This window comes from Streptomyces sp. NPDC059917, assembly GCF_042730635.1.
In the GTDB taxonomy this organism is placed as follows: Bacteria; Actinomycetota; Actinomycetes; order Streptomycetales; family Streptomycetaceae; genus Streptomyces.
This window is the reverse complement of the sequence record NZ_JBHWLC010000004.1, coordinates 17,929-36,399: the sequence shown is the minus strand read 5'-3', so window position 1 is coordinate 36,399 and position 18,471 is coordinate 17,929. Positions and strand designations below refer to the sequence as shown.

Annotated in this window: 22 protein-coding genes, 1 tRNA gene and 1 riboswitch; of the genes, 6 read left to right on the top strand and 17 right to left on the bottom strand. The window is 72.8% G+C overall.

Annotated elements, in window-relative coordinates; genetic code table 11:
- Positions 1-4 precede the first annotated feature (4 nt).
- The 3 genes from ACFWAR_RS03520 to ACFWAR_RS03510 all read right to left on the bottom strand — a co-directional run bounded on the left by ACFWAR_RS03520 (position 5) and on the right by ACFWAR_RS03510 (position 2,650).
- A complete protein-coding gene (locus tag ACFWAR_RS03520; protein WP_385772849.1) occupies positions 5-1,474 on the bottom strand; it encodes a sodium:solute symporter in 1,470 nt (489 codons plus the stop codon).
- Positions 1,475-1,512: 38 nt separating this feature from the next.
- Positions 1,513-1,698: a DUF3311 domain-containing protein gene (locus ACFWAR_RS03515; protein ID WP_385772616.1), complete on the bottom strand. Its 186-nt coding sequence runs from the start codon at positions 1,696-1,698 to the stop codon at positions 1,513-1,515.
- 64 nt (positions 1,699-1,762) lie between these two features.
- Positions 1,763-2,650, bottom strand: coding sequence for a class E sortase (locus ACFWAR_RS03510; RefSeq protein ID WP_385772615.1), 888 nt, complete (start codon positions 2,648-2,650; stop codon positions 1,763-1,765).
- A 56-nt stretch (positions 2,651-2,706) separates the two neighbouring features.
- Between ACFWAR_RS03510 and ACFWAR_RS03505 the strand changes: the two genes are divergently transcribed.
- Positions 2,707-3,711: a tetratricopeptide repeat protein gene (locus ACFWAR_RS03505; protein WP_385772614.1), complete on the top strand. Its 1,005-nt coding sequence runs from the start codon at positions 2,707-2,709 to the stop codon at positions 3,709-3,711.
- Positions 3,712-3,795: 84 nt separating this feature from the next.
- Here the strand turns inward: ACFWAR_RS03505 and ACFWAR_RS03500 are convergent, their stop codons facing one another.
- Both ACFWAR_RS03500 and ACFWAR_RS03495 read right to left on the bottom strand, forming a co-directional pair.
- On the bottom strand, positions 3,796-4,809 hold the full coding sequence (locus ACFWAR_RS03500; RefSeq protein WP_385772613.1) for a hypothetical protein: 1,014 nt from the start codon (positions 4,807-4,809) through the stop codon (positions 3,796-3,798).
- Positions 4,810-4,849: 40 nt separating this feature from the next.
- Positions 4,850-5,407: a GNAT family N-acetyltransferase gene (locus ACFWAR_RS03495; RefSeq protein ID WP_385772612.1), complete on the bottom strand. Its 558-nt coding sequence runs from the start codon at positions 5,405-5,407 to the stop codon at positions 4,850-4,852.
- Between the two features lie 207 nt (positions 5,408-5,614).
- Between ACFWAR_RS03495 and ACFWAR_RS03490 the strand changes: the two genes are divergently transcribed.
- On the top strand, positions 5,615-5,779 hold the full coding sequence (locus ACFWAR_RS03490) for a hypothetical protein (protein ID WP_354382538.1): 165 nt from the start codon (positions 5,615-5,617) through the stop codon (positions 5,777-5,779).
- 92 nt (positions 5,780-5,871) lie between these two features.
- The gene (locus ACFWAR_RS03485) at positions 5,872-6,171 is read left to right on the top strand and encodes a hypothetical protein (RefSeq protein WP_385772611.1); all 300 of its coding nucleotides are present in this window, start codon (positions 5,872-5,874) and stop codon (positions 6,169-6,171) included.
- Positions 6,172-6,253: 82 nt separating this feature from the next.
- Here ACFWAR_RS03485 and ACFWAR_RS03480 read toward each other — a convergent pair whose 3' ends face one another.
- The 5 genes from ACFWAR_RS03480 to ACFWAR_RS03460 form a co-directional block, all read right to left on the bottom strand.
- Positions 6,254-7,642, bottom strand: coding sequence for a DUF445 domain-containing protein (locus tag ACFWAR_RS03480; RefSeq protein ID WP_385772610.1), 1,389 nt, complete (start codon positions 7,640-7,642; stop codon positions 6,254-6,256).
- Positions 7,643-7,742: 100 nt separating this feature from the next.
- Positions 7,743-8,426 (bottom strand): DUF1707 domain-containing protein, encoded by a 684-nt coding sequence (locus tag ACFWAR_RS03475; RefSeq protein ID WP_385772609.1) that lies wholly within the window; start codon positions 8,424-8,426, stop codon positions 7,743-7,745.
- A gap of 68 nt (positions 8,427-8,494) precedes the next feature.
- Positions 8,495-9,460: an ATP-binding cassette domain-containing protein gene (locus tag ACFWAR_RS03470; RefSeq protein ID WP_385772608.1), complete on the bottom strand. Its 966-nt coding sequence runs from the start codon at positions 9,458-9,460 to the stop codon at positions 8,495-8,497.
- Positions 9,461-9,538: 78 nt separating this feature from the next.
- Complete coding sequence (locus tag ACFWAR_RS03465) at positions 9,539-10,303, bottom strand: ABC transporter permease (RefSeq protein WP_385772847.1); 765 nt, start codon at positions 10,301-10,303, stop codon at positions 9,539-9,541.
- Positions 10,304-10,385: 82 nt separating this feature from the next.
- Positions 10,386-11,219 carry an ABC transporter permease gene (locus ACFWAR_RS03460; RefSeq protein WP_385772607.1) on the bottom strand — a complete coding sequence of 278 codons (834 nt, stop codon included), beginning with the start codon at positions 11,217-11,219 and terminating at the stop codon, positions 10,386-10,388.
- A gap of 156 nt (positions 11,220-11,375) precedes the next feature.
- On the opposite strand from ACFWAR_RS03460, the gene ACFWAR_RS03455 reads away from it, so the two are divergent.
- Positions 11,376-14,024: a transglycosylase domain-containing protein gene (locus ACFWAR_RS03455; protein ID WP_385772606.1), complete on the top strand. Its 2,649-nt coding sequence runs from the start codon at positions 11,376-11,378 to the stop codon at positions 14,022-14,024.
- A 35-nt stretch (positions 14,025-14,059) separates the two neighbouring features.
- Here the strand turns inward: ACFWAR_RS03455 and ACFWAR_RS03450 are convergent, their stop codons facing one another.
- The 3 genes from ACFWAR_RS03450 to ACFWAR_RS03440 form a co-directional block, all read right to left on the bottom strand.
- Positions 14,060-14,380 (bottom strand): multidrug efflux SMR transporter, encoded by a 321-nt coding sequence (locus ACFWAR_RS03450; RefSeq protein WP_354382544.1) that lies wholly within the window; start codon positions 14,378-14,380, stop codon positions 14,060-14,062.
- 31 nt (positions 14,381-14,411) lie between these two features.
- A riboswitch (guanidine-III (ykkC-III) riboswitch) is annotated at positions 14,412-14,482 on the bottom strand.
- 66 nt (positions 14,483-14,548) lie between these two features.
- Complete coding sequence (locus ACFWAR_RS03445) at positions 14,549-14,893, bottom strand: co-chaperone GroES (protein ID WP_354382545.1); 345 nt, start codon at positions 14,891-14,893, stop codon at positions 14,549-14,551.
- A gap of 22 nt (positions 14,894-14,915) precedes the next feature.
- Positions 14,916-15,236, bottom strand: coding sequence for a DUF3618 domain-containing protein (locus ACFWAR_RS03440; RefSeq protein ID WP_385772605.1), 321 nt, complete (start codon positions 15,234-15,236; stop codon positions 14,916-14,918).
- Between the two features lie 112 nt (positions 15,237-15,348).
- Here ACFWAR_RS03440 and bcp point away from each other — a divergent pair, with 112 nt between their 5' ends.
- The gene (gene bcp / locus ACFWAR_RS03435; protein ID WP_385772604.1) at positions 15,349-15,816 is read left to right on the top strand and encodes a thioredoxin-dependent thiol peroxidase; all 468 of its coding nucleotides are present in this window, start codon (positions 15,349-15,351) and stop codon (positions 15,814-15,816) included.
- Between the two features lie 151 nt (positions 15,817-15,967).
- A tRNA-Leu gene (locus ACFWAR_RS03430) sits at positions 15,968-16,051 on the top strand.
- Between the two features lie 56 nt (positions 16,052-16,107).
- On the opposite strand, the gene rdgB is transcribed toward ACFWAR_RS03430, so the two are convergent.
- The 4 genes from rdgB to ACFWAR_RS03410 form a co-directional block, all read right to left on the bottom strand.
- Positions 16,108-16,740 (bottom strand): RdgB/HAM1 family non-canonical purine NTP pyrophosphatase, encoded by a 633-nt coding sequence (gene rdgB, locus ACFWAR_RS03425; RefSeq protein ID WP_385772603.1) that lies wholly within the window; start codon positions 16,738-16,740, stop codon positions 16,108-16,110.
- Positions 16,741-16,770: 30 nt separating this feature from the next.
- On the bottom strand, positions 16,771-17,157 hold the full coding sequence (locus tag ACFWAR_RS03420; RefSeq protein WP_385772602.1) for a hypothetical protein: 387 nt from the start codon (positions 17,155-17,157) through the stop codon (positions 16,771-16,773).
- Between the two features lie 96 nt (positions 17,158-17,253).
- Positions 17,254-17,979, bottom strand: coding sequence for a ribonuclease PH (gene rph, locus ACFWAR_RS03415; protein ID WP_385772601.1), 726 nt, complete (start codon positions 17,977-17,979; stop codon positions 17,254-17,256).
- A 106-nt stretch (positions 17,980-18,085) separates the two neighbouring features.
- Positions 18,086-18,400: a glucose PTS transporter subunit EIIB gene (locus tag ACFWAR_RS03410; RefSeq protein ID WP_385772600.1), complete on the bottom strand. Its 315-nt coding sequence runs from the start codon at positions 18,398-18,400 to the stop codon at positions 18,086-18,088.
- Between the last annotated feature and the right edge of the window lie 71 nt (positions 18,401-18,471).

The window sequence follows — 18,471 nt, the reverse complement described above, 5'->3', positions numbered from 1 at the left end:
CAGCCTAACCTCCCCCGCCGACAATCGGATCGGCGGCCAACACCTCAGCGTCCGGCCGCCCGTCCCGCTCCCCCGGCCCGAACCGCGCCACCGCCAGGGCGACCGCCAGGTTCAGCGCGAGCGCGACCATCCCCGCGTTCACCCCCCACACCGGGTCGTGGCCCGTGAACACGAGCAGGCAGACGGCCACGACCCCCACCACCAGCCCGCTCACCGCCGCGGTCAGGGTCAGTCGCCGCCACACCAGCCCCAGCAGCAGCATCGGCACCAACTGCGCCATCCCCTCGTAGGAGATGAGCGAGAGCCGCACCAGGGTGTTCGGCGCGGTGTACGTCATCACCAGGGCCAGCGTCCCGGCGACCACCACGACCACCTGCGAGGCCGGCTTCTGCCGCTCCGGCGCGCTCCAACGGGGCACCAGGGAGAGCACGCTGCGCCCCCACATCGTCCCGATCACCAGCATGAACACCGCCATCGGCACGATCGACGACAGCGCCGCCGCGACCCCGATCACCCCCACCGCCCACGCGGGCAACGAGTCGACGACCAGCTCGAACAGCGCGAGGTTGGAGCCCGCGCCGGTCAGCCCCGGCACGACGAACAGCGCGGCCATCCCCAGCAGCATCGGAACGAAGAGCAGCACGTTGTAGGCGGGCAACAGGATCGCGTTGCGCCGGAGCGCGTCCGCGTCGCGCGCCCCCAGGTAGCCCGCCACGGTCGTCGGGAAGATCACCACGGTCAGCGCGTTGAGCACGGAGGTGGACACGAACCACCCCGTCCCGAGCCCGCTCCCGCCGCCCCCGTGCCCGGGGAGGGTCAGCCACTCGGGCCGCTCCGCGACCAGCCGGTCGAACAGCTCCCCGTACCCGCCGAAGTAGTGCACCGGCACGTACACCGCGAGGAAGCCCAGCGTCGCGATCACCAGCACGTCCTTGAGCACGGACACCCACGCGCTCCCGCGCAGCCCGCTGACCACCACGAAGCCGGTGGTGACGGCGAACGCCACGAAGTAGGCCCACTCCAGCGGGACCGCCCCGTAGGTCACCGTGGAGACCACCACCCCCATCCCGGTGATCTGGAGCTGGATGTAGGGCAGCAGGAACACCGTCGCCAGCACCGCCACCACCGCGCCGAGCCACGGGCGGCCGTACCGGTGCGCGACCATGTCCGAGATCCCGACCAGGCCGTGCCGGCGCGCGTAGTCCCACAGCAGGGGCCCGACGACGTAGCCGACCGCGTACCCGCACGACATGTAGGCGACGACGTACATCACGGGCGCGCCGTAGTTGTAGCCCCAGCCCGCCGCGCCCAGGTAGCTGAAGCTGGTGTAGCCCTCGCCCGCCATCAGCACCCAGATGAAGACGGTGCCCAGCGACCGGCCGCCCACCGACCACTCGGCGAGCCCGCCGCCCCCGCCGCCCGCTCCCCCGCGGCCGCGCACCGCGTACAGGCCGAGCGCGACGGTCCCCACCATGAACACGGCGAAGACGGAGGTGGCCACCGCGGCCGCGCTCACCGGTGGTCACCCCGCCAGGCCAGCCAGACGGCGAGCGGGGTGACCAGCGTCGCCCCCACGCACCACACGAGCAGGAAGGGCACCCGCCCGAAGAGGAGCGGCTCCACCCGGTTGACCAGGGGGAGCACCCCGAGGAAGAGCACGAAGGGCGCGGCGAGCCACACCAGCTGAGGACGTTTCACTCGTTTCGGACGCACCGCCCCACGGTAGGCGCACCGCCCCGCGCCGACGGCCCCGCCGCCGCGGTCAGCCCTTCAACTTCCCCCACACCACGAGCCGGTACTTGGAGGTGTACTCGGGCGTGCAGGTCGTCAGGGTGATGTACGCCCCCGGCTCGGCGTACCCGTAGTCGGGCTTCACCACGCTGCGCGGCACCGGTGCGATCACCCCCGAGTCCCGCTCGGTCGTCTCCGGGAGCACCTTGTCCACCACGTACGTGTACCGCCTGCCCTGGGTCTCGACCTGGATCTCGTCCCCGGCCAGCAGCCGGTTGACGTACCGGAAGGGCTCCCCGTGCGTGTTGCGGTGCCCCGCGAGCGCGAAGTTCCCCCGCGCCCCGGGCTGCGCGGTCTGCGGGTAGTGGCCGACGTACCCCTTGTCGAGCACCGCGGCCTTGGACACCCCCTGCGCGACGGGCACGACCAGCCCCAGCCGCGGGATCCGCAGCACGGCGTACGCCTGCGAGGCGGCCGGAGCCGTCGCGGAACCGGTCCGCCCCGGCTGCCCCGCGGCGGGCGGGCGCGCGGGGCGGGCGGTGGGCGCGCCGGACCCGGCGCCGGAGTCCGCGCCCGTACCGGGATCCGCGTCCGCCCCGGCGGGATCGCCCTCGCCCCCGCCGTCCGGAGAACCGGAGCCGGAACCTGGGCCTGGGCCTGGGCCTGGGTCTGAGTCTGAGTCTGAGTCTGAGGCGATCGGACCGGACCCGTCCCAGGACCGCTCCAGGGCCCGCACCTGGTCCCGCGCCGCCGCCACGGCCTCCCGGTTCGTCCACCACACCTGGTGCACCACCAGCAACAACACCACCAGGCCCACCGTCGTGGTCAGTTCGGCACAGGTCCACAGCACCCGCGCGATCCCCACGCGCCGTGCCCGCCGACCGCTCCCCTGCACCACCACAGGTATGTGATCCCGCACGGGCCGCACCTTAAGACCTACCCCGCCAACTGACCAGCGGCAGTACGGTGTGAACCATGCGCCCCGACACGCCTGCCGAGCACATCGCCGAAGCCGAGCGCCTCATCCGCACGGCGAACCGCTACCCCGAGGACCAGGAGCCGCTGCTCCTGCAAGCCGCGGCCCACCTCGAACTGGCCGACGTACGCGAACGGGCGAGCGCGCTCTACGACCAACTACTGTCCGGCACACCGGCCAACACCCACCTGATCAAGGCCCTCCAGGCCGCGAACCTGTGGGAGTACGGGCACGAGGCCGAGGCCCGCGCCCTGATCTCCGGCATCCGCGCGGCCGCCCCGGACGACCCGGCGCCCTGGGAGGTCATCGCCGAGACCCTGGAGGCCCACGACGAACTCGACGCCTCCCACGACTGCTTCACCCAGGCCGCCCAGCTGCTCATCACCGACGAAGAACCGCTCACCGCCTCCACCACCGCCCTCCTCACCGGCCGCCACCGCGTCCGCCGGCTGCTGGGGCTCGCCCACGACGACTGGGACATGGTCGCCGACACCCGCCACACCGGCCCGATCCCGCTCGACGAACTCCACGACCCCAAGCGCATCTGGGCCCTGGGCTCCGACGACCCGACCGAGCTGCGCGCCGAGATCGCCCGGCTGCGCGCCGAGCTCGGCGACCGCCGCGCCGCGCTCTCCCGGCCCTTCCCGGTGGCCCTGCTGCACTGGCCCCTGCAGGAGCTGTCCGAACTCCTCGCCTCGTACCCGACCCTGGCCAGCGAGTACCCCTCGCACGCCGCGCACCTGACGGACATCGAGACCTCGCTGCGCGCCCTGGCCGCCTCGGGCACCACGAACCTCGGCATCGTCACGGCGAGCGTCCCCTCCTTCGAGGCCTTCGCCGCCTCCGAGAAGACCTCCCCGGCCTCCCCCAGCCTCCTGGCCGAGTACGCCACCACCCTCGCCGCCCGCGGCAAGGCCACCCCCTGGCCCCCCTCCCCCACCACCCCCTGCTGGTGCGCCTCGACCAAGCCGTACGCCACCTGCCACGGCGGCCCGCTCGCCTGATCCCGCAGACGGTCCCGGCGCGGCCGGGGCCGTCCACCGGTTCCTGTCCGCGCCGCGGTGAGGCGGGGGCGGGGGCGGGGGCGGTCAGCCGAGCGGTAGTCGTAGTTGTTCGTGGCCGCGGGCCGTGGCCGTGGGTGGGTGGGGGCGGTGGGCGGCGAGGGCGAGGAGGGTGCGCAGGGCGGCGACCACCTCGGCGGGGGTGTCGCGGACCATCGACGGGGTGGCGCTGACCACGAGGACGCCGTGCGCCTCCAGGCGGAGCCGGCGGCGCAGGGTCGCGTGCCAGGAGTCCCGGGCGTAGTGGTACTCCGCCGAGTCGATCTCCAGGGCCACGCCCTCGTCCGGCCAGTACGCGTCCGGGCTCGCCAGGAAGGCCCCGTCCGGGGTGTACAGCCGGGCGTTCCACAGCGGGGCCGGTAGGTCCGTGGCCGCCAGGGCGTCGCGGGCCCGGGCCTCGGCGATGGAGCGGACCCCGGCCACCAGCTCGGCGGCCGCGCCCCGCACCGCGGGCCGGGTCAGGGCGCGCGCGGCGCGCAGTTCGCCGTGCAGGTCCCGCGGGTGGCACCAGCCGGCCTGGACCACGTTCGCCAGGACCGCGCGGACCAGGTCGGGGTCCTCGGCCCGGGCCGCGAAGTCGGCGGCGGCGCGCAGCGGGCGGGCGCTCGGGATCCCGGACACCGTGATCGTGGCCGGCCAGCGCGCGGTGGTCAGCGGCCGGACCCCGGGGGCGGGCGCGACCGTGCGCGGGGCCCGGACCAGGACGTCCAGCGGGGTCGGCGGGGCGCCGCGTACGCCGATCAGCGCCAGGGCGGCGCCGCCGGTGAGCGCCGCCGCACCCCCGCCGAGGGGGTCGGCGGCGGGCCCCGCCGCGTACAGGACGGCGGAGAGGGCGCGTTGGCGCTCGTCCGGCGGCCCGGTCTGCAGGAGGTAGACGCGGGGCAGCAGCCGCTGCCAGGGTCCGCCGGGGCGGGTGCGGCCGGCGACCGTGGCGGACGGCACCCGGGCGGCCCTGAGCTGGTGGGCGGTGACGAGGTTCAGCTGGCGGCGCGCGAGCGGGGCGACGTCCTGGGCGGTGGCGCGAACGCGGTGCGTGATCATGCCCCGGGTATGCCCGTCGGGGCCGCGGGCAAGCCGGGCCTCAGGCCGCCGCCGAGGCCGTCCCCGCTTCCGGGTGGTCGGGGGAGAGGAAGACGATCACCGCGTTCTCCGTGCCGGGCAGCGGGGTGACCTCGTGCCAGCCGAGGCGGCGGTAGGTCGCGACGGTGTCGGTGGCGGCGCGGGCGGTGAGCAGCCAGGCGCGCCCTTCCGGGGCGTCGGCGGTGATCTCCGCGAGCAGGGCCCGGCCGGTGCCCTGGCCGCGGGCGTGGCGGCGGACGGCGAGTTCGTCCACCTCGAGGGCGTCGACCAGCAACCGGCGCACGCGGGCACGGCCGAGCTGGGCGCTGACCTGGGCGTAGCCGCGGTCGGCGGGGAAGGGGGCGCGGGTCAGCCAGGCGGTGGCGAAGCCGTCGATGCCGTCCGCGGTCTGGGCGAAGGCGGTACGGAAGCCCCGGCGACGGGTGTCGGAGTGGAGGCGGGACGCGAACTGGCGAATGGTTTCTTCACCTTCGTTCCACGGCGGGCCCGAGAAGACGTCGGCGTAGGTGTCGACCAGTTCGTCCGTCAGGTCGAGGACGGCCGGTCCGTAGCAGATCACGGTTGTCCGCTCCTGGGGTGGGTTGGGGGGTTTCTCTCCTGCGGAGAGCGAATCTACGCCCCTGCGGTTGCCTGGTGTGGCGCATGCCTCGATCGGGAGGTTCCCGGCAGATCCACCGTGCTGCCGTGTCAGGGGCCGGTGTTGGGGCGTTGTCAGGGTGGCGCGGCCGCCCGGTGACCGTGGCCTGCGGTCGCTCGAGGGGTGTCGGTGGACGGATTCCTGCGTGGACTCGGCGCGTGTGCGCTGGCGTTCTTCCTGGTGCTGGGCGTGGTCGCCATGCTGCCGCCCGGCGTGCCGCACGGCGTCGTGGGCGGTGCCGTGCTGCTGCTCGGCGCCGTGGGTGCGCGTCGCTTCGCGCGGCGGTCGCGTTAGGGGGCGTCCGACGGAGCTCCGTCGGACATCCCCTAGCCTCGTCGGAAGGATCGTTCGAAGCGTAGGACGTCCGTACGGCGGAGGGAATGGACATGGCACAGGTACCGACCTCGGTGGTGGCCGCGGCAGGGCTGGTCGGCGGCTACGCCGTCGCGCGGTGGACGCGCAAGCGGCCCCTGGGCGGGGTCGTGCTCGGCGCGGCCGGAATCGCCGCCGGCCGCGAATGGCACCGGCGCGCGGGCGCCCCGGCCGCGGTCGGGCTCGGCGCGCTGTACGTCGCCGGCTTCGCCGGATCGCACCCGCTGGCCAAGAAGATCGGGGCCTGGCCCGCGGTCTTCGGCGCGGCCGGTGTCGTGGCCGCCGCCTCCTGGGCCGTGGCCGACCGGGGCTGACCCCTCGCCGGGGCCGCCGGGGCCACGCACCACCGGCCCGGCGGCCCCGGCCGGCACCCCCCCCCAGCCCCCCTGAGCCCGCCTACGCCCCCAGCGCCCGGCTGACCGTGTAGATCAGCAGGCCCGCCAGGGCGCCCACCACCGTGCCGTTGATACGGATGAACTGCAGGTCGCGGCCGATGTGGGCCTCGATCTTGCGCGAGGTGTGCTCCGCGTCCCAGCCCGCCACCGTGTCCGTGATCAGCGAGGTGATCTCCGCCCGGTAGGTCGTCACGACGTAGACCACCGCGCCCTCGATCCACCCCTCCACCTTCGCCTGCAGGCGGCCGTCCGTGGCCAGCCGCGAGCCGAGCGAGATCAAGGACGCCCGCACGCGCAGGCGCAGTTCGCTCTGCTCGTCCTGCGCCGCCGACAGGATCATCGTGCGCACCGCCGACCAGGCCGACGCGATGATGTCCTGGACCTCGCCGCGCGCCAGGACCTCGGACTTGAGCCGCTCCACCCGGGCGCGGGTGTCCGTGTCCGACTGGAGGTCGGCCGCGAAGTCGCTCAGGAACCGGTCCACCGCGCCGCGCGCCGGGTGCTCCGGCATGTCGCGCATCTCCGTGACGAACCGGAGCAGTTCCTTGTAGACCCGATCGCCGATCTTCCGGTCCACGAACCGCGGGGTCCAGCCCGGCGCCCCGCCCTGGACCGCGTCCATCACCGACTCGCCGTGCGTGACCAGCCAGTCGTGCGCCTTGACGCACACCAGGTCCACGGCCCGCCGGTGCCCGCCGTCCGCGACGATCCGCTCCAGGGTCTTGCCGAGGCCCGGCGCGATCTCGGCGTTCTCCGCCCGCCGCGTGATGGCCTCCCCGACGACCGCCTGCACGTCGGAGTCGCGCAGCACCGTCAGCGCGCCGCGCAGCGCGGTCGCCAGCTCGTCGGTGACCCGGTCGGCGTGCGCGGGCTCGGCCAGCCAGGCACCGACCCGGCCGCCGATGCCGAGCGCCCGCAACCGCGTACGGACGACGTCGGAGGAGAGGAAGTTCTCGCCGACGAACTCCCCGAGGGAGACGCCGAGCTGGTCCTTCTTCGTGGGGATGATCGCGGTGTGCGGAATCGGCAGGCCGAGCGGCCGCCGGAAGAGCGCGGTGACCGCGAACCAGTCCGCGAGCGCGCCCACCATGCCGGCCTCGGCCGCGGCCGCGACGTAGCCCGCCCAGCCGCCGTCACCGCCCCCGCCGCCCGCGTGCTGGGCCCACTTGGCCAGGACGTAGACCAGCGCGACCAGGAGCAGCAGACCGGTCGCCGTCGTCTTCATCCGGCGGACGCCGCGCTGCCGCTCCTCGTCCGCCGCGTTGAAGACGAACTGACCGGATGCCGCTGCGGGCGGCCGGGGCGCCGTCGGCGGCGCTCCGGTGCTCGTCCCTGTGTCGTTCACGGGTTCCTGCCTTCCCCCGGGGGCGCCGGTTTGTCTGCATAGCATCCGACTCCCGGGGCGGCCGCGGAGTTCCCGCCGCCACCCGGCGTGTCCCCGCGCTCACGGGCCGCGGTCCGCGCGGACCCCGTGCCCCCGCGCGCCCCCGCTACAGCTCCTTGCGCTTCGAGCGGCGCAGCCCCGGGACCTTGCGGGCCTTCTGCTTCACGTCCACCCCGCCCCAGAAGGCCAATCCGTTCACGATCACCCGCGGGGCGCCCGGGTCCGGCGCGACGTCCATCTCCCGGTGGTCGAAGGCACCCATCACCCCGATGCCGTTCACCTCGACCTGCACGCCCGGCGGTACGACGATCTCGATCCCGCCCATGATCGCGACACAGGTGATCACCACCTCGCGCTCCTCGAAACGGGCCTCGCGCAGATCGATCTCGCCCCCGCCCCAGAACGCCACCGCCGAGAAGCGCGGGGGCACCGTCCACGCGCCCTTGCGCTGGAAGGCGGACATGATCGCCACGCCCCAGGACGACGTGCCCCGCCCCCCGATCCGCGCGGGCCAGGACTCCTGCGCCGGGGCGCCCGACCGCGGCGCGGGCGCCTTGCTGAAGGACACCGGCCCGCCGGAGACCTGCCCCGGCGCCGGAAGATCGCTGGTCAGGGGCTCCAGCTCGCCGTACGTGCGCGACGCGTACGTCGCTTCCAGCCGCTCCTCGAACTCGTCCATGCCGAGCCGACCCTCGGCGACGGCGTCGCGCAGGCGCTCCACCACCCGCTCCCGGTCGGCATCGGACGCCCGCAGCTCCGGCAACGGCTTCTCCGGCCGCTCGTCACTCATACGGCACAGCCTATGCAGACGCCCGCCCGAACCGTAGGGGGGCGAGCGGCCCGGCCCGGCCCGGTCCGCTACTCCCGCCCCGCGTACATCCGCGCGATCACGTCCTCGATGTCCGGCTCCCGCACCGACAGGTCCACCAGCGGGTACCGCGCCGCCACCGCCGCCACCAACGGGGCCGCCGAGTCCTCCGCCGGGAAGGCCAGCCACTGCCGCGGCCCCTCCACCTTCACCACCCGCGCGCCCGCCACCGCGATCGGCGGCAGGTCCCGCTCCAGGTCGACCACCAGCGTCCGTTCGCCGCGCCCCGCGGGCCCCGCCGCGTGCAGTCCGTCGAGCGGGCCGTCGTACATCAGGCGCCCGTGGTCGATCACCATCACCCGCTCGCACAGCTGCTCGATGTCCTGGAGGTCGTGGGTGGTCAGCAGCACCGTGGTGCCCGACTCCTCGTTCAGCTCCCGCAGGAACCCGCGCACCTTGGCCTTGCTCACCACGTCGAGACCGATCGTCGGCTCGTCCAGGTACAGCACGTCCGGATCGTGCAGCAGCGCCGCCGCGATGTCCCCGCGCATCCGCTGCCCCAGCGACAACTGGCGCACCGGTACGTCGAGCAGCTCGCCGAGGTCCAACTGCTCCACGCAGCGCTCCAGATTGCGGCGGAAGCGGTCGGGCGGGATCCGGTACATCCTGCGCACCAACCCGTAGGAGTCCTTCAGCGGCAGGTCCCACCACAGGGTGGTGCGCTGGCCGAACACCACCCCGATCCGGTGCGCCAACCGCGTGCGCTCGCGCGCCGGATCGATGCCCGCGACCCGCAACCGGCCGTCGGTGGGCGTCAGGATGCCGGTCAGCATCTTGATCGTGGTGGACTTCCCGGCCCCGTTGGGCCCGATGTAGCCGACCATCTCGCCCCGCGCGACCCCGAAGCTGATCCCGTCCACGGCCTTGACCTGCCGCTTCTCCCGACGCAGCAGGCCGGTCCGGCGCCGCACGTCGAAGACCTTGCGCACGTCCACCAGCTCGATCAGCGGTTCCATCACTGCACTCCTCGCTCCTTCGTCCGCATCCGGGTCCCGACCCGCTTCCCCGCCCACGTCCCGCCCGCCTCCCCGCGCTCAGCTCCCGGTGCTCCGGTAGGAGCGCAACCCCGCCCGCCACGCCAGCGACGCCGGTACGAGGACCAGCCCCGCGACCAGCGGGCTCGCGAAGGCCAACCACCCCGGCAGCCCGAGCGGATCGGGCCGCCCCAGCACGTACAGGGCCGGCAGCCAGTTCACGAAGGCCAGCGGCACCACGAAGGTCACCCCGCGCAGCAGCTCCTTGCCGAAGACCGTCGGCGGGTACTGGAGCATCGTGTTGCCGCCGTAGGTGAAGGAGTTCTGCACCTCGGCCGCGTCACCGGCGACGAACTGGAACGCCGCCCCGGCCACCATCACGGCCCCGAAGATCGCGGCACCCGCCACCACCATCACCGGCAGCAGCAGCACCCGGCCCGGCGTCCAATCCACGTCCAGCGCCGACACCGCCCAGCCCAGCACCCCCAGCCCCTGCACCACCCGGCCGAGCCGCCGCAGAGCGAACCGGTCCGCCGCGACCTGCGCCAACACCGGCACGGGGCGCACCAGCATCGTGTCGAGCGAGCCGTCGCGGATCCGGACCCCGATCCGGTCGGTGTTGCCGAGCAGCAGGTCGGCGAGGCCCAGCGACGCCGAGCTGGACCCGTACAGCAGGGCGATCTCCGCCAGCGTGAAGCCGCCGAGGGCGTGCACGTGCCGGAACATGATGTAGATCGCGACGAAGTCCAGCAGGCTCCCGGCCGCGTTGCCGAAGAGGGCGATGAGGAAGGAACTCCGGTAGGTCATGGTCGCGCGGATCCACATCGCCACGATCAGGCCGTAACCGCGCAGGCCCGCACCCGCCTGGCGCCAGAAGCCGAGCCGCTCCCCCAGCACGTGCGCCGGTTCAGCCACCCTGGACCACCACCTTGCGCGTCGCCGCAGACTGCACCAGCCGGCCCAGCGCCAGCAGTGCGCACGCCCACACGGCCTGGAAGCCCAGCGCCCGCGCCGTGCCCAGGGCCCCCGCCTGCTTGCCCATCAGCACGTCCAGCGGCACCTGGAGCATCGCGCTCCAGGGCAGCATCCGGACCACCTCGCCGAACCAGCCGGGGAAGAGGGTCAGCGGCAGCAGCATCCCGGAGAAGAAGATCGAGACGAGGGTGGCCAGCATGTTGATCCCCGATCCGTCCAACAGCCAGAAGGCGCACAGCCCCAGCAGGTAGCGCAGCGCGAAGCTCACCAGCAGCCCGAGCAGCACGGACACCAGGAAGAGCAGCCACCGCCCCGGCGCCGTGGGCAGCGCGAGCCGGAAGGCGAGCGACCCGGCGAGCAGCGGGACCACCCCGCGCCCCAGCAACTGGAAGGCGGCCCGCCCCATGTCGGCGGCCAACCACCACATCTGGAGGTCCGCGGGGCGGTAGAGGTCGACGGCGATGTCACCCGTTCGGATGCGCTCCTGCATCTCCTCCTGGAAGCCGCCGCCGATGAGCGCGCCCGCGGCGAGCAGCGACTGGCTGACCCAGACGAAGGTCAGGGCCTGCGCCTGGTCGTAACCGCCGAGGCCCGGTCGTTGGTCCCACAGCGCGATGTAGGTGTACGCCACGATGAAGCCGAAGACGGTGTTGGTGAACACGCCCGCGGCGGTCGCCGTTCCGTAGGTGGCGTAGCGGCGGAAGCCGCCCGCCGCGATCGCCGCATAGAGGTGCGCGGTCCGGTGCACCGATTCCTCCGTTTGCACGTTGTTCCTACGACGGCCAAAGCGCGCGAGCTTAGTGCGGTGGGGCGATCCACGCGAGGGATTTACCCCCGTCCGGCGCGGAATCATTGGCCATCGGGTAGACACCATTAGGTACAGACACGGATATTTCGTATGGCGCCGAGGAGCCCTGGAGACATGAGCGACCAGTCACCACCGCCGGGCTGGACCCCTCGGGACCCGGACACCCCCGCCGAACCACCGGCCGAGCCGGACGCGACGAAGGACGAGGGCGAGGAGAAGCACGAGGAGAAGGGCGAGGAGAAGCGGGAGGAACCGGGCGCGACCGCAGCCGAGCCCGAGGCCGAACCGGCGCCCTCGCCCAAGCCCGAGTCCAAGCCCGAGCCCAAGCCCGAGCCCGAGCCCGAGCCAGCGGCGGCGGTGGCCGCGGCCTCCGCCACCGCCACCGCCGCCTCCGCCGCCGAGCCGGTACCCGAGCCCGCACCCGAGCCGGCCCCCACGCCCGCACCGGCACAGGCGGCAAAGGCCGCACGGCCGCCCAAGCGCAAGCGGAAGCGGACCGGTTGGCGCCGCGCGCTCCCCACCTGGCGGATGCTGCTCGGCGCGTTCCTGCTGCTGCTCCTCCTGATCAGCGGCGTCCTGATCGCGGGCTACCTGCTGGTGAAGATCCCGCCCGCCAACGCCGCGGCCACCGCCCAGTCCAACGTGTACCTGTACTCCGACGGCTCCCCGCTCGCCCGCGACGGCGAGGTCAACCGCGTCAACGTCTCGCTCTCCGAGATCCCCCGGAGCGTCCAGGAGGCCGTGCTCGCGGCCGAGGACCGGGACTTCTACTCCGAACGCGCGGTCGACCCCAAGGCGATGCTGCGCGCCGCCTGGAACACGGCGACCGGCAAGGGCACCCAGTCCGGCTCCACCATCACCCAGCAGTACGTCAAGAACTACTACCTGGGCCAGGAACAGACGGTGGAGCGCAAGGCCAAGGAGTTCTTCATCGCGATCAAGCTCGGCCGGGAGAAGTCCAAGGACTACATCCTGGAGGGCTACCTGAACACCAGCTACTTCGGCCGCAACGCCTACGGCATCCAGGCCGCCGCCCAGGCCTACTACGGCAAGGACGTCAGCAAGCTGACCACCGCCGAAGGCGCCTACCTGGCCACCCTGCTCAACTCCCCCAGCGCCTTCGACGTCGTCGCCCACCCCCAGGGCCGCCCCCGCGCGCTCGCCCGCTGGAACTACGTGCTCGACGGCATGGTGAAGAAGGGCTGGATGCCCGAGGCCGAACGGGCCGCCACCACCTTCCCCGAGCCCGGCAAGGTCCGTCCGGCCGCCGGCCTCTCCGGCCAGCGCGGCTACCTGGTCGAGGCGATCAAGGAGTACATCGTCGACCGCAAGATCCTCGACGACAAGACCTTCTCCGAAGGCGGCTACCGGATCACCACCACCATCGACAAGCGCCGCCAGAACGCCTTCGTCGACGCCGTGCAGAAGCAGATGCTGAGCAAGCTCGACCCGGAGGCCCGCAAGGCGGACCGGGTCGTCCGCGCGGGCGGCGCCTCCATCGACCCGGCCACCGGCAAGGTCGTCGCGCTCTACGGCGGCATCGACTACACCAAGCAGTACGTGAACAACGCCACCCGGCACGACTTCCAAGTGGCCTCCACCTTCAAGCCGTTCGTCTTCACCGCCGCCGTCGAGAACGACTCGCGCACCCAGGACGGCCGCACGATCACCCCCAACACCGTCTACAGCGGGGCCAACAGGCGCCCGGTGGTGGGCAGCCGGATCCCCTTCGCCCCCTCGAACGAGGACGACGCCTCGTACGGGAACATCACCGTCCGCACCGCCACCGACCTCTCCGTCAACGCCGTGTACGCGCAGATGGCGGTCGACGTCGGCACCGACAAGGTCAAGAAGACGGCGGTCGACCTCGGCATCCCCGAGAACACCCCCAACTTCGACGCGGGCCCGGCCATCGCGCTCGGCACGGTGCAGGCCAGCGTCCTCGACATGACCCAGGCGTACGCGACCCTCGCCGACCACGGCCGCTACACCGCGTACACCTTCGTCGAGAAGATCTCCAAGGGCGACGACACGGTCCCCCTCCCGGACCGCTCCGGGCGCCAGGCCGTCACCCGCGAGGCCGCCGACACCACCACGTCGATGCTGGTCAGCGTGGTCGACAACGGAACGGGCACGGCCGCCCTCGCCGCCGGACACCCCGCTGCGGGCAAGACCGGCACCGCCGAGCAGGACCGGGCCGCCTGGTTCGCGGCGTACACCCCGGACCTGGTCACGGTCGTCTCGATCATGGGCCAGGACCCGGACAAGGGCACCACCGAGCCCCTCTACGGCGCGTTGGGCGAGCCGCGCATCAGCGGTGGCGGCTACCCGGCCCGGATCTGGGCGGCGTACACGAAGGCGGCGCTCGCCGGCAGCGACCCGCAGGACTTCGACCTGGACCTCCAGCCCGGTGGCGGCCTGCCGCCCCCGCCGCCGCCGGTCACTCCGGACACCCCGTTCACCCGCCCCCCGGCCACCGACAACGGCGGCACCACCGGAACCCCCGGCACGGGAGGCACCACCGGAACCCCCAGTAACGGCGGCACCACGGGCACCCCGAGCAACGGAGGCACCACCACCACGGGCACGCCGAGCAACGGCGGCACCACCTCCGGGAACCGCGGCGGCACCACCCAGGGAGACCAGGGCGGCACCACCGCGGGCAACCAGGGCGGCACGACGGCGGGCGACCAGGGCGGTACGACGACCCAGGGCGGCGACCGCGGCGGCACGACGGTGGGGCCGGACCTGTTCGGCCAGTGACGCCGGGCCGGTGACGCCCGGCCGGTGGCCTCCGGTCAGTGACCGGAGGTCGCCTTGAGCCCCACGACGGCGACCAGCAGCAGACAGATGAAGAAGATCCGGGCGGCGGTCACGGGCTCACCGAGGACCACCATTCCCAGCACCGCCGCCCCGGCCGCGCCGATGCCGACCCACACGCCGTAGGCGGTACCGATCGGCAGCGTCTTCGCGGCGTAGGACAGCAGCACCATGCTCGCGACGATCCCGGCGCCGGTGAACACACTGGGCCACAGCCGGGTGAAACCCTCGGTGAACTTCATGCCGATCGACCAGCCGACTTCGAGCAGACCGGCGAGCAGAAGCAGGATCCATGCCATGACGGGCACCTCCGGACGAGAACGGACATCAGGTGCGTCGTCTTGTCGGACCCGGTACGGCGCGTCTCGTCGGGAATCCCCTCCACCGTAGCAAAAGCCCCGGAAAGCGCAGCCGAAGGGCCGGTGACCTCGGTCACCGGCCCTTCGGCTCGCGCGTTCCTGACGGACTCAGAGGTAGAGACCGGTCGAATCCTCGGCGCCTTCCAGCCGCTCCGCGGCCACGGCGTGCAGGTCCCGCTCGCGCATCAGGATGTAGGTCGCCCCGCGCACCTCGACCTCGGCCCGGTCCTCCGGGTCGTACAGCACCCGGTCGCCCGGCTCCACGCTGCGCACGTTCTGCCCGACCGCCACCACCGCGGCCCAGGCGAGCCGCTTGCCCACGGCGGCCGTCGCCGGGATCAGGATGCCGCCGCCCGAGCGGCGCTCGCCCTCGGGCGTGTCGGACCGTACGAGCACGCGGTCGTGCAGCATGCGGATGGGCAGCTTGTCGTCGTGGGTGCTGTTCTCGCTCACGCCCCGAACCTACCCGTCCGCGTCAGGCGCGCTTGCGGCGGGCGCCCAGCGCCAGCAGCCCCACGAGGGCCACGGCCACCAGCGCGACGGGCACGATCCGCTCGATGCGCGGGGCCCCGCCGTCGTCGCGCAGCCCGCCCTTCACATCGGTGACGAGCCGGTTGACGGCGACGAAGGCGCGGCCCGCCGTGTGGTCCACGGCTCCGGCGACCTTGGCCTTGGCGTCCCCGACAATCGTCTTCGGGTGCATGCGCACGCCGATCTCGTCGAGCGTCTCGGCGAGCTGCTCGCGCCTGCGGACGATGTCCGCCTCGATCTGTTCGGGGGTCCTGGCTTCCGGCACCGCGCTGCCTCCGTCGTCGTGGTCCTGGTCGTAAGGGGCGTAGTCCGCCGTGGACAGTCTGTCAGCTTAGTCTCGTCCCGTACCGATCCCCTCCCGAGGAGACTGCTGAGACATGAGCGAGCGACTGCAGCCCGGCGACACCGCCCCCGCCTTCACCCTGCCCGACGCGGACGGCAACGAGGTCTCGCTCGCCGACCACAAGGGCCGCAAGGTCATCGTCTACTTCTACCCGGCGGCCCTCACCCCGGGCTGCACGAAGCAGGCCTGCGACTTCACCGACAACCTCGCCCTGCTGGCCACGGCGGGCTACGACGTCATCGGCGTCTCGCCCGACAAGTCGGAGAAGCTGGCGAAGTTCCGCGAGAAGGAGCAGCTGAAGGTCACCCTGGTCGGCGACCCCGAGAAGGAGGTCCTGACGGCGTACGGCGCCTACGGCGAGAAGAAGCTGTACGGCAAGACCGTCACCGGCGTCATCCGCTCCACAGTGGTCGTGGACGAGGAGGGCAAGGTCGAGCACGCCTTCTACAACGTCAAGGCCACCGGCCACGTAGCCAAGATCATCAAGGACCTGGGCATCTGACCCCGGCCCGGGGCCGGATCCGCCCCGATCGCCGCGCCCTCACCCGCGGATGGCGCGGCGACCGGCGGCACAACTCCGCACGGGCCGACCCCCGGCAGCCGTAGACTGACCGCAGCGCACCGGGGGATGTCCACATCGACCCGGTATGCATGCGGTTGTGGTGGAATTGGCAGTCACGCTAGGTTTAGGTCCTAGTGGGGTAAAACCCGTGGGGGTTCGAGTCCCCCCAACCGCACGTCGATGTCGAGGGCCCCGTACGCAGCCGCGTACGGGGCCCTCGACGTACCGGCGTCAGCCCAGCAGTTCGCGGACCACCGGGGCCAGGGCGCGGAAGGCCTGGCCGCGGTGGGAGATGGCGTTCTTCTCCGCCGCCGTCAGCTCGGCGCAGGTGCGGGACTCGCCCAGCGGCTGGAGGATCGGGTCGTAGCCGAAGCCGCCGGTGCCGGCGGGGGCGTGGCGCAGGGTGCCCAGGAGGCGTCCCTCGACGACGCGTTCGGTGCCGTCCGGGAGGGCGAGGGCGGCGGCGCAGGCGAAGTGGGCCGCGCGGTGCTCGTCGCCGATGTCGCCGAGCTGGGCCAGCAGGAGGTCCAGGTTGGCCTGGTCGTCGCCGTGGGTGCCGGCCCAGCGGGCCGAGAAGATGCCGGGGGCGCCGTTCAGCACGTCCACGCAGAGCCCGGAGTCGTCGGCGACGGCCGGGAGCCCGGTGGCCTGCGCCAGGGCGTGGGCCTTGAGCAGGGCGTTCTCGGCGAAGGTGACGCCGGTTTCCTTGACGTCCGGGATGTGCGGGTAGGCGTCCGCGCCGACCAGCTCGTGCGGCAGGCCGGCGTCGGACAGGATGGCCCGCAGTTCGGTGACCTTGCCCGCGTTGCGGGTGGCCAGGATCAGGCGGGGGCGGGCCGGGGGCGTGGTGGGCGTGGAGGTCATGTCCCCATTATCCCGTCGGCCCGGTTGGGGCTAGCCGGGGGTGCAGACCTTCGAGATCTCCTTGGCGGCGTCGGCCACCGGGGTGATGTCCGGGGTCTTGTTGCCGCCCTCGATGGAGGTGCGGACGTTCTGGACGGCCTTGGTCATGGAGTCGACGGCCTTGCCGAGGTCGGCGTTGTCGGTCTGCTTGCCGACCTTCTTGAGGTTCTGCTCGATCTGGTCGAGCGCGTTCTGCGCGTCCTGGGGGCTGTTGCCGGCCTGGGAGACGGCCTGCTGGAGGTCGTTCGCGCCGTCCGTGATGGCCACCGCCGTGTTCGCGCAGTCCATCGCCGTGGAGATCGCGTCGCAGGAGGTCAGGGCGGGCACGGCGAGCGCGGCCGCCAACAGGACGGCGGACAGGCGACGGTACTGGGACATGCGGACTCCCCCGGGTGGCCGGATACGTGGACGGGCGCACGGCTTTGACACCGTGCGCCCGTACCCGTCATGACGCGGGACCGCGCCCCGCGGTTGCTACAGCTCCAGGGCTCCGCGCTGGATGGCCTCGAGATCGGCGCAGCCGCCCGCGGCGAGGTCGAGCAGGGCGTTGAGTTCCTTGCGGTCGAAGGGCTGGCCCTCGGCGGTGCCCTGGACCTCGACGAAGCGGCCGTCGCCGGTGCAGACGACGTTCATGTCGGTCTCGGCGCGGACGTCTTCCTCGTAGCAGAGGTCGAGCAGCGGCTCGCCGTCGACGATGCCGACGCTGACGGCGGCGACGGTGCCGGTGAGCGGCTTGCGGCCGGCCTTGATCAGCTTCTTCTGCTGGCCCCAGGCGATGGCGTCGGCGAGGGCGACGTAGGCGCCGGTGATGGCCGCGGTGCGGGTGCCGCCGTCGGCCTGGAGGACGTCGCAGTCCAGGACGACGGTGTTCTCGCCGAGGGCCTTGTAGTCGATGACGGCGCGCAGCGAGCGGCCGATGAGGCGGGAGATCTCGTGGGTGCGGCCGCCGATCTTGCCGCGTACGGACTCGCGGTCGCCGCGGGTGTTGGTCGAGCGGGGCAGCATCGAGTACTCGGAGGTGACCCAGCCTTCGCCGCTGCCCTTGCGCCAGCGCGGGACGCCTTCGCTGAAGGAGGCGGTGCAGAAGACCTTGGTGTCGCCGTAGGAGATGAGGACGGAGCCCTCGGCGTGCTTGCTCCATCCGCGTTCGATGGTGACCGGGCGGAGCTGTTCGGGCGTACGGCCGTCGATGCGAGACATGGCTCCGAGCCTAGCCGGTGCGCGCCCGCCCCACGGCGCCGCGCGAAAGACCCCGCCCGGGTGCTCCCCGGGCGGGGTCCTGTGGTCCGAGCCGGGTGGGCTCAGCTCACATCATGTCTTCGATGTCGGCGGCGATCGGGTCGGCGTCGGTGCCGATGACGACCTGGATCGCGGTGCCCATCTTGACGACGCCGTGGGCGCCGGCGGCCTTGAGCGCGGCCTCGTCGACCTTGCTCGGGTCGATGACCTCGGTGCGCAGGCGCGTGATGCAGCCCTCGACCTCTTCGATGTTCTCGATACCGCCGAGCCCGGCGACGATCTTCTCAGCCTTGGTGGCCATCTGTTTCTCCCTGAGTTCTACGAAGAACGAGTCTCGGCGCGCATACTCCGCGTGAGCGTCCGCTCTGTCACGGTAGCCCACGGTTGGCCCACTTACATGGGCGCATGTCCGGTATATGCCGAATCATAACGATCAGCATCACCCTGGACGCG

Coding starts and splice junctions, on each gene's coding strand:
- ACFWAR_RS03520 (WP_385772849.1), bottom strand. CDS start 1,474: ATGGTGGGGACCGTCGCGCTCGGCCTGTACGCGGTGCGCGGCCGCGGG.
- ACFWAR_RS03505 (WP_385772614.1), top strand. CDS start 2,707: ATGCGCCCCGACACGCCTGCCGAGCACATCGCCGAAGCCGAGCGCCTC.
- ACFWAR_RS03500 (WP_385772613.1), bottom strand. CDS start 4,809: ATGATCACGCACCGCGTTCGCGCCACCGCCCAGGACGTCGCCCCGCTC.
- ACFWAR_RS03485 (WP_385772611.1), top strand. CDS start 5,872: ATGGCACAGGTACCGACCTCGGTGGTGGCCGCGGCAGGGCTGGTCGGC.
- ACFWAR_RS03480 (WP_385772610.1), bottom strand. CDS start 7,642: ATGCTATGCAGACAAACCGGCGCCCCCGGGGGAAGGCAGGAACCCGTG.
- ACFWAR_RS03475 (WP_385772609.1), bottom strand. CDS start 8,426: ATGAGTGACGAGCGGCCGGAGAAGCCGTTGCCGGAGCTGCGGGCGTCC.
- ACFWAR_RS03470 (WP_385772608.1), bottom strand. CDS start 9,460: ATGGAACCGCTGATCGAGCTGGTGGACGTGCGCAAGGTCTTCGACGTG.
- ACFWAR_RS03465 (WP_385772847.1), bottom strand. CDS start 10,303: ATGTGGATCCGCGCGACCATGACCTACCGGAGTTCCTTCCTCATCGCC.
- ACFWAR_RS03455 (WP_385772606.1), top strand. CDS start 11,376: ATGAGCGACCAGTCACCACCGCCGGGCTGGACCCCTCGGGACCCGGAC.
- ACFWAR_RS03450 (WP_354382544.1), bottom strand. CDS start 14,380: ATGGCATGGATCCTGCTTCTGCTCGCCGGTCTGCTCGAAGTCGGCTGG.
- bcp (WP_385772604.1), top strand. CDS start 15,349: ATGAGCGAGCGACTGCAGCCCGGCGACACCGCCCCCGCCTTCACCCTG.
- rdgB (WP_385772603.1), bottom strand. CDS start 16,740: ATGACCTCCACGCCCACCACGCCCCCGGCCCGCCCCCGCCTGATCCTG.
- ACFWAR_RS03420 (WP_385772602.1), bottom strand. CDS start 17,157: ATGTCCCAGTACCGTCGCCTGTCCGCCGTCCTGTTGGCGGCCGCGCTC.
- rph (WP_385772601.1), bottom strand. CDS start 17,979: ATGTCTCGCATCGACGGCCGTACGCCCGAACAGCTCCGCCCGGTCACC.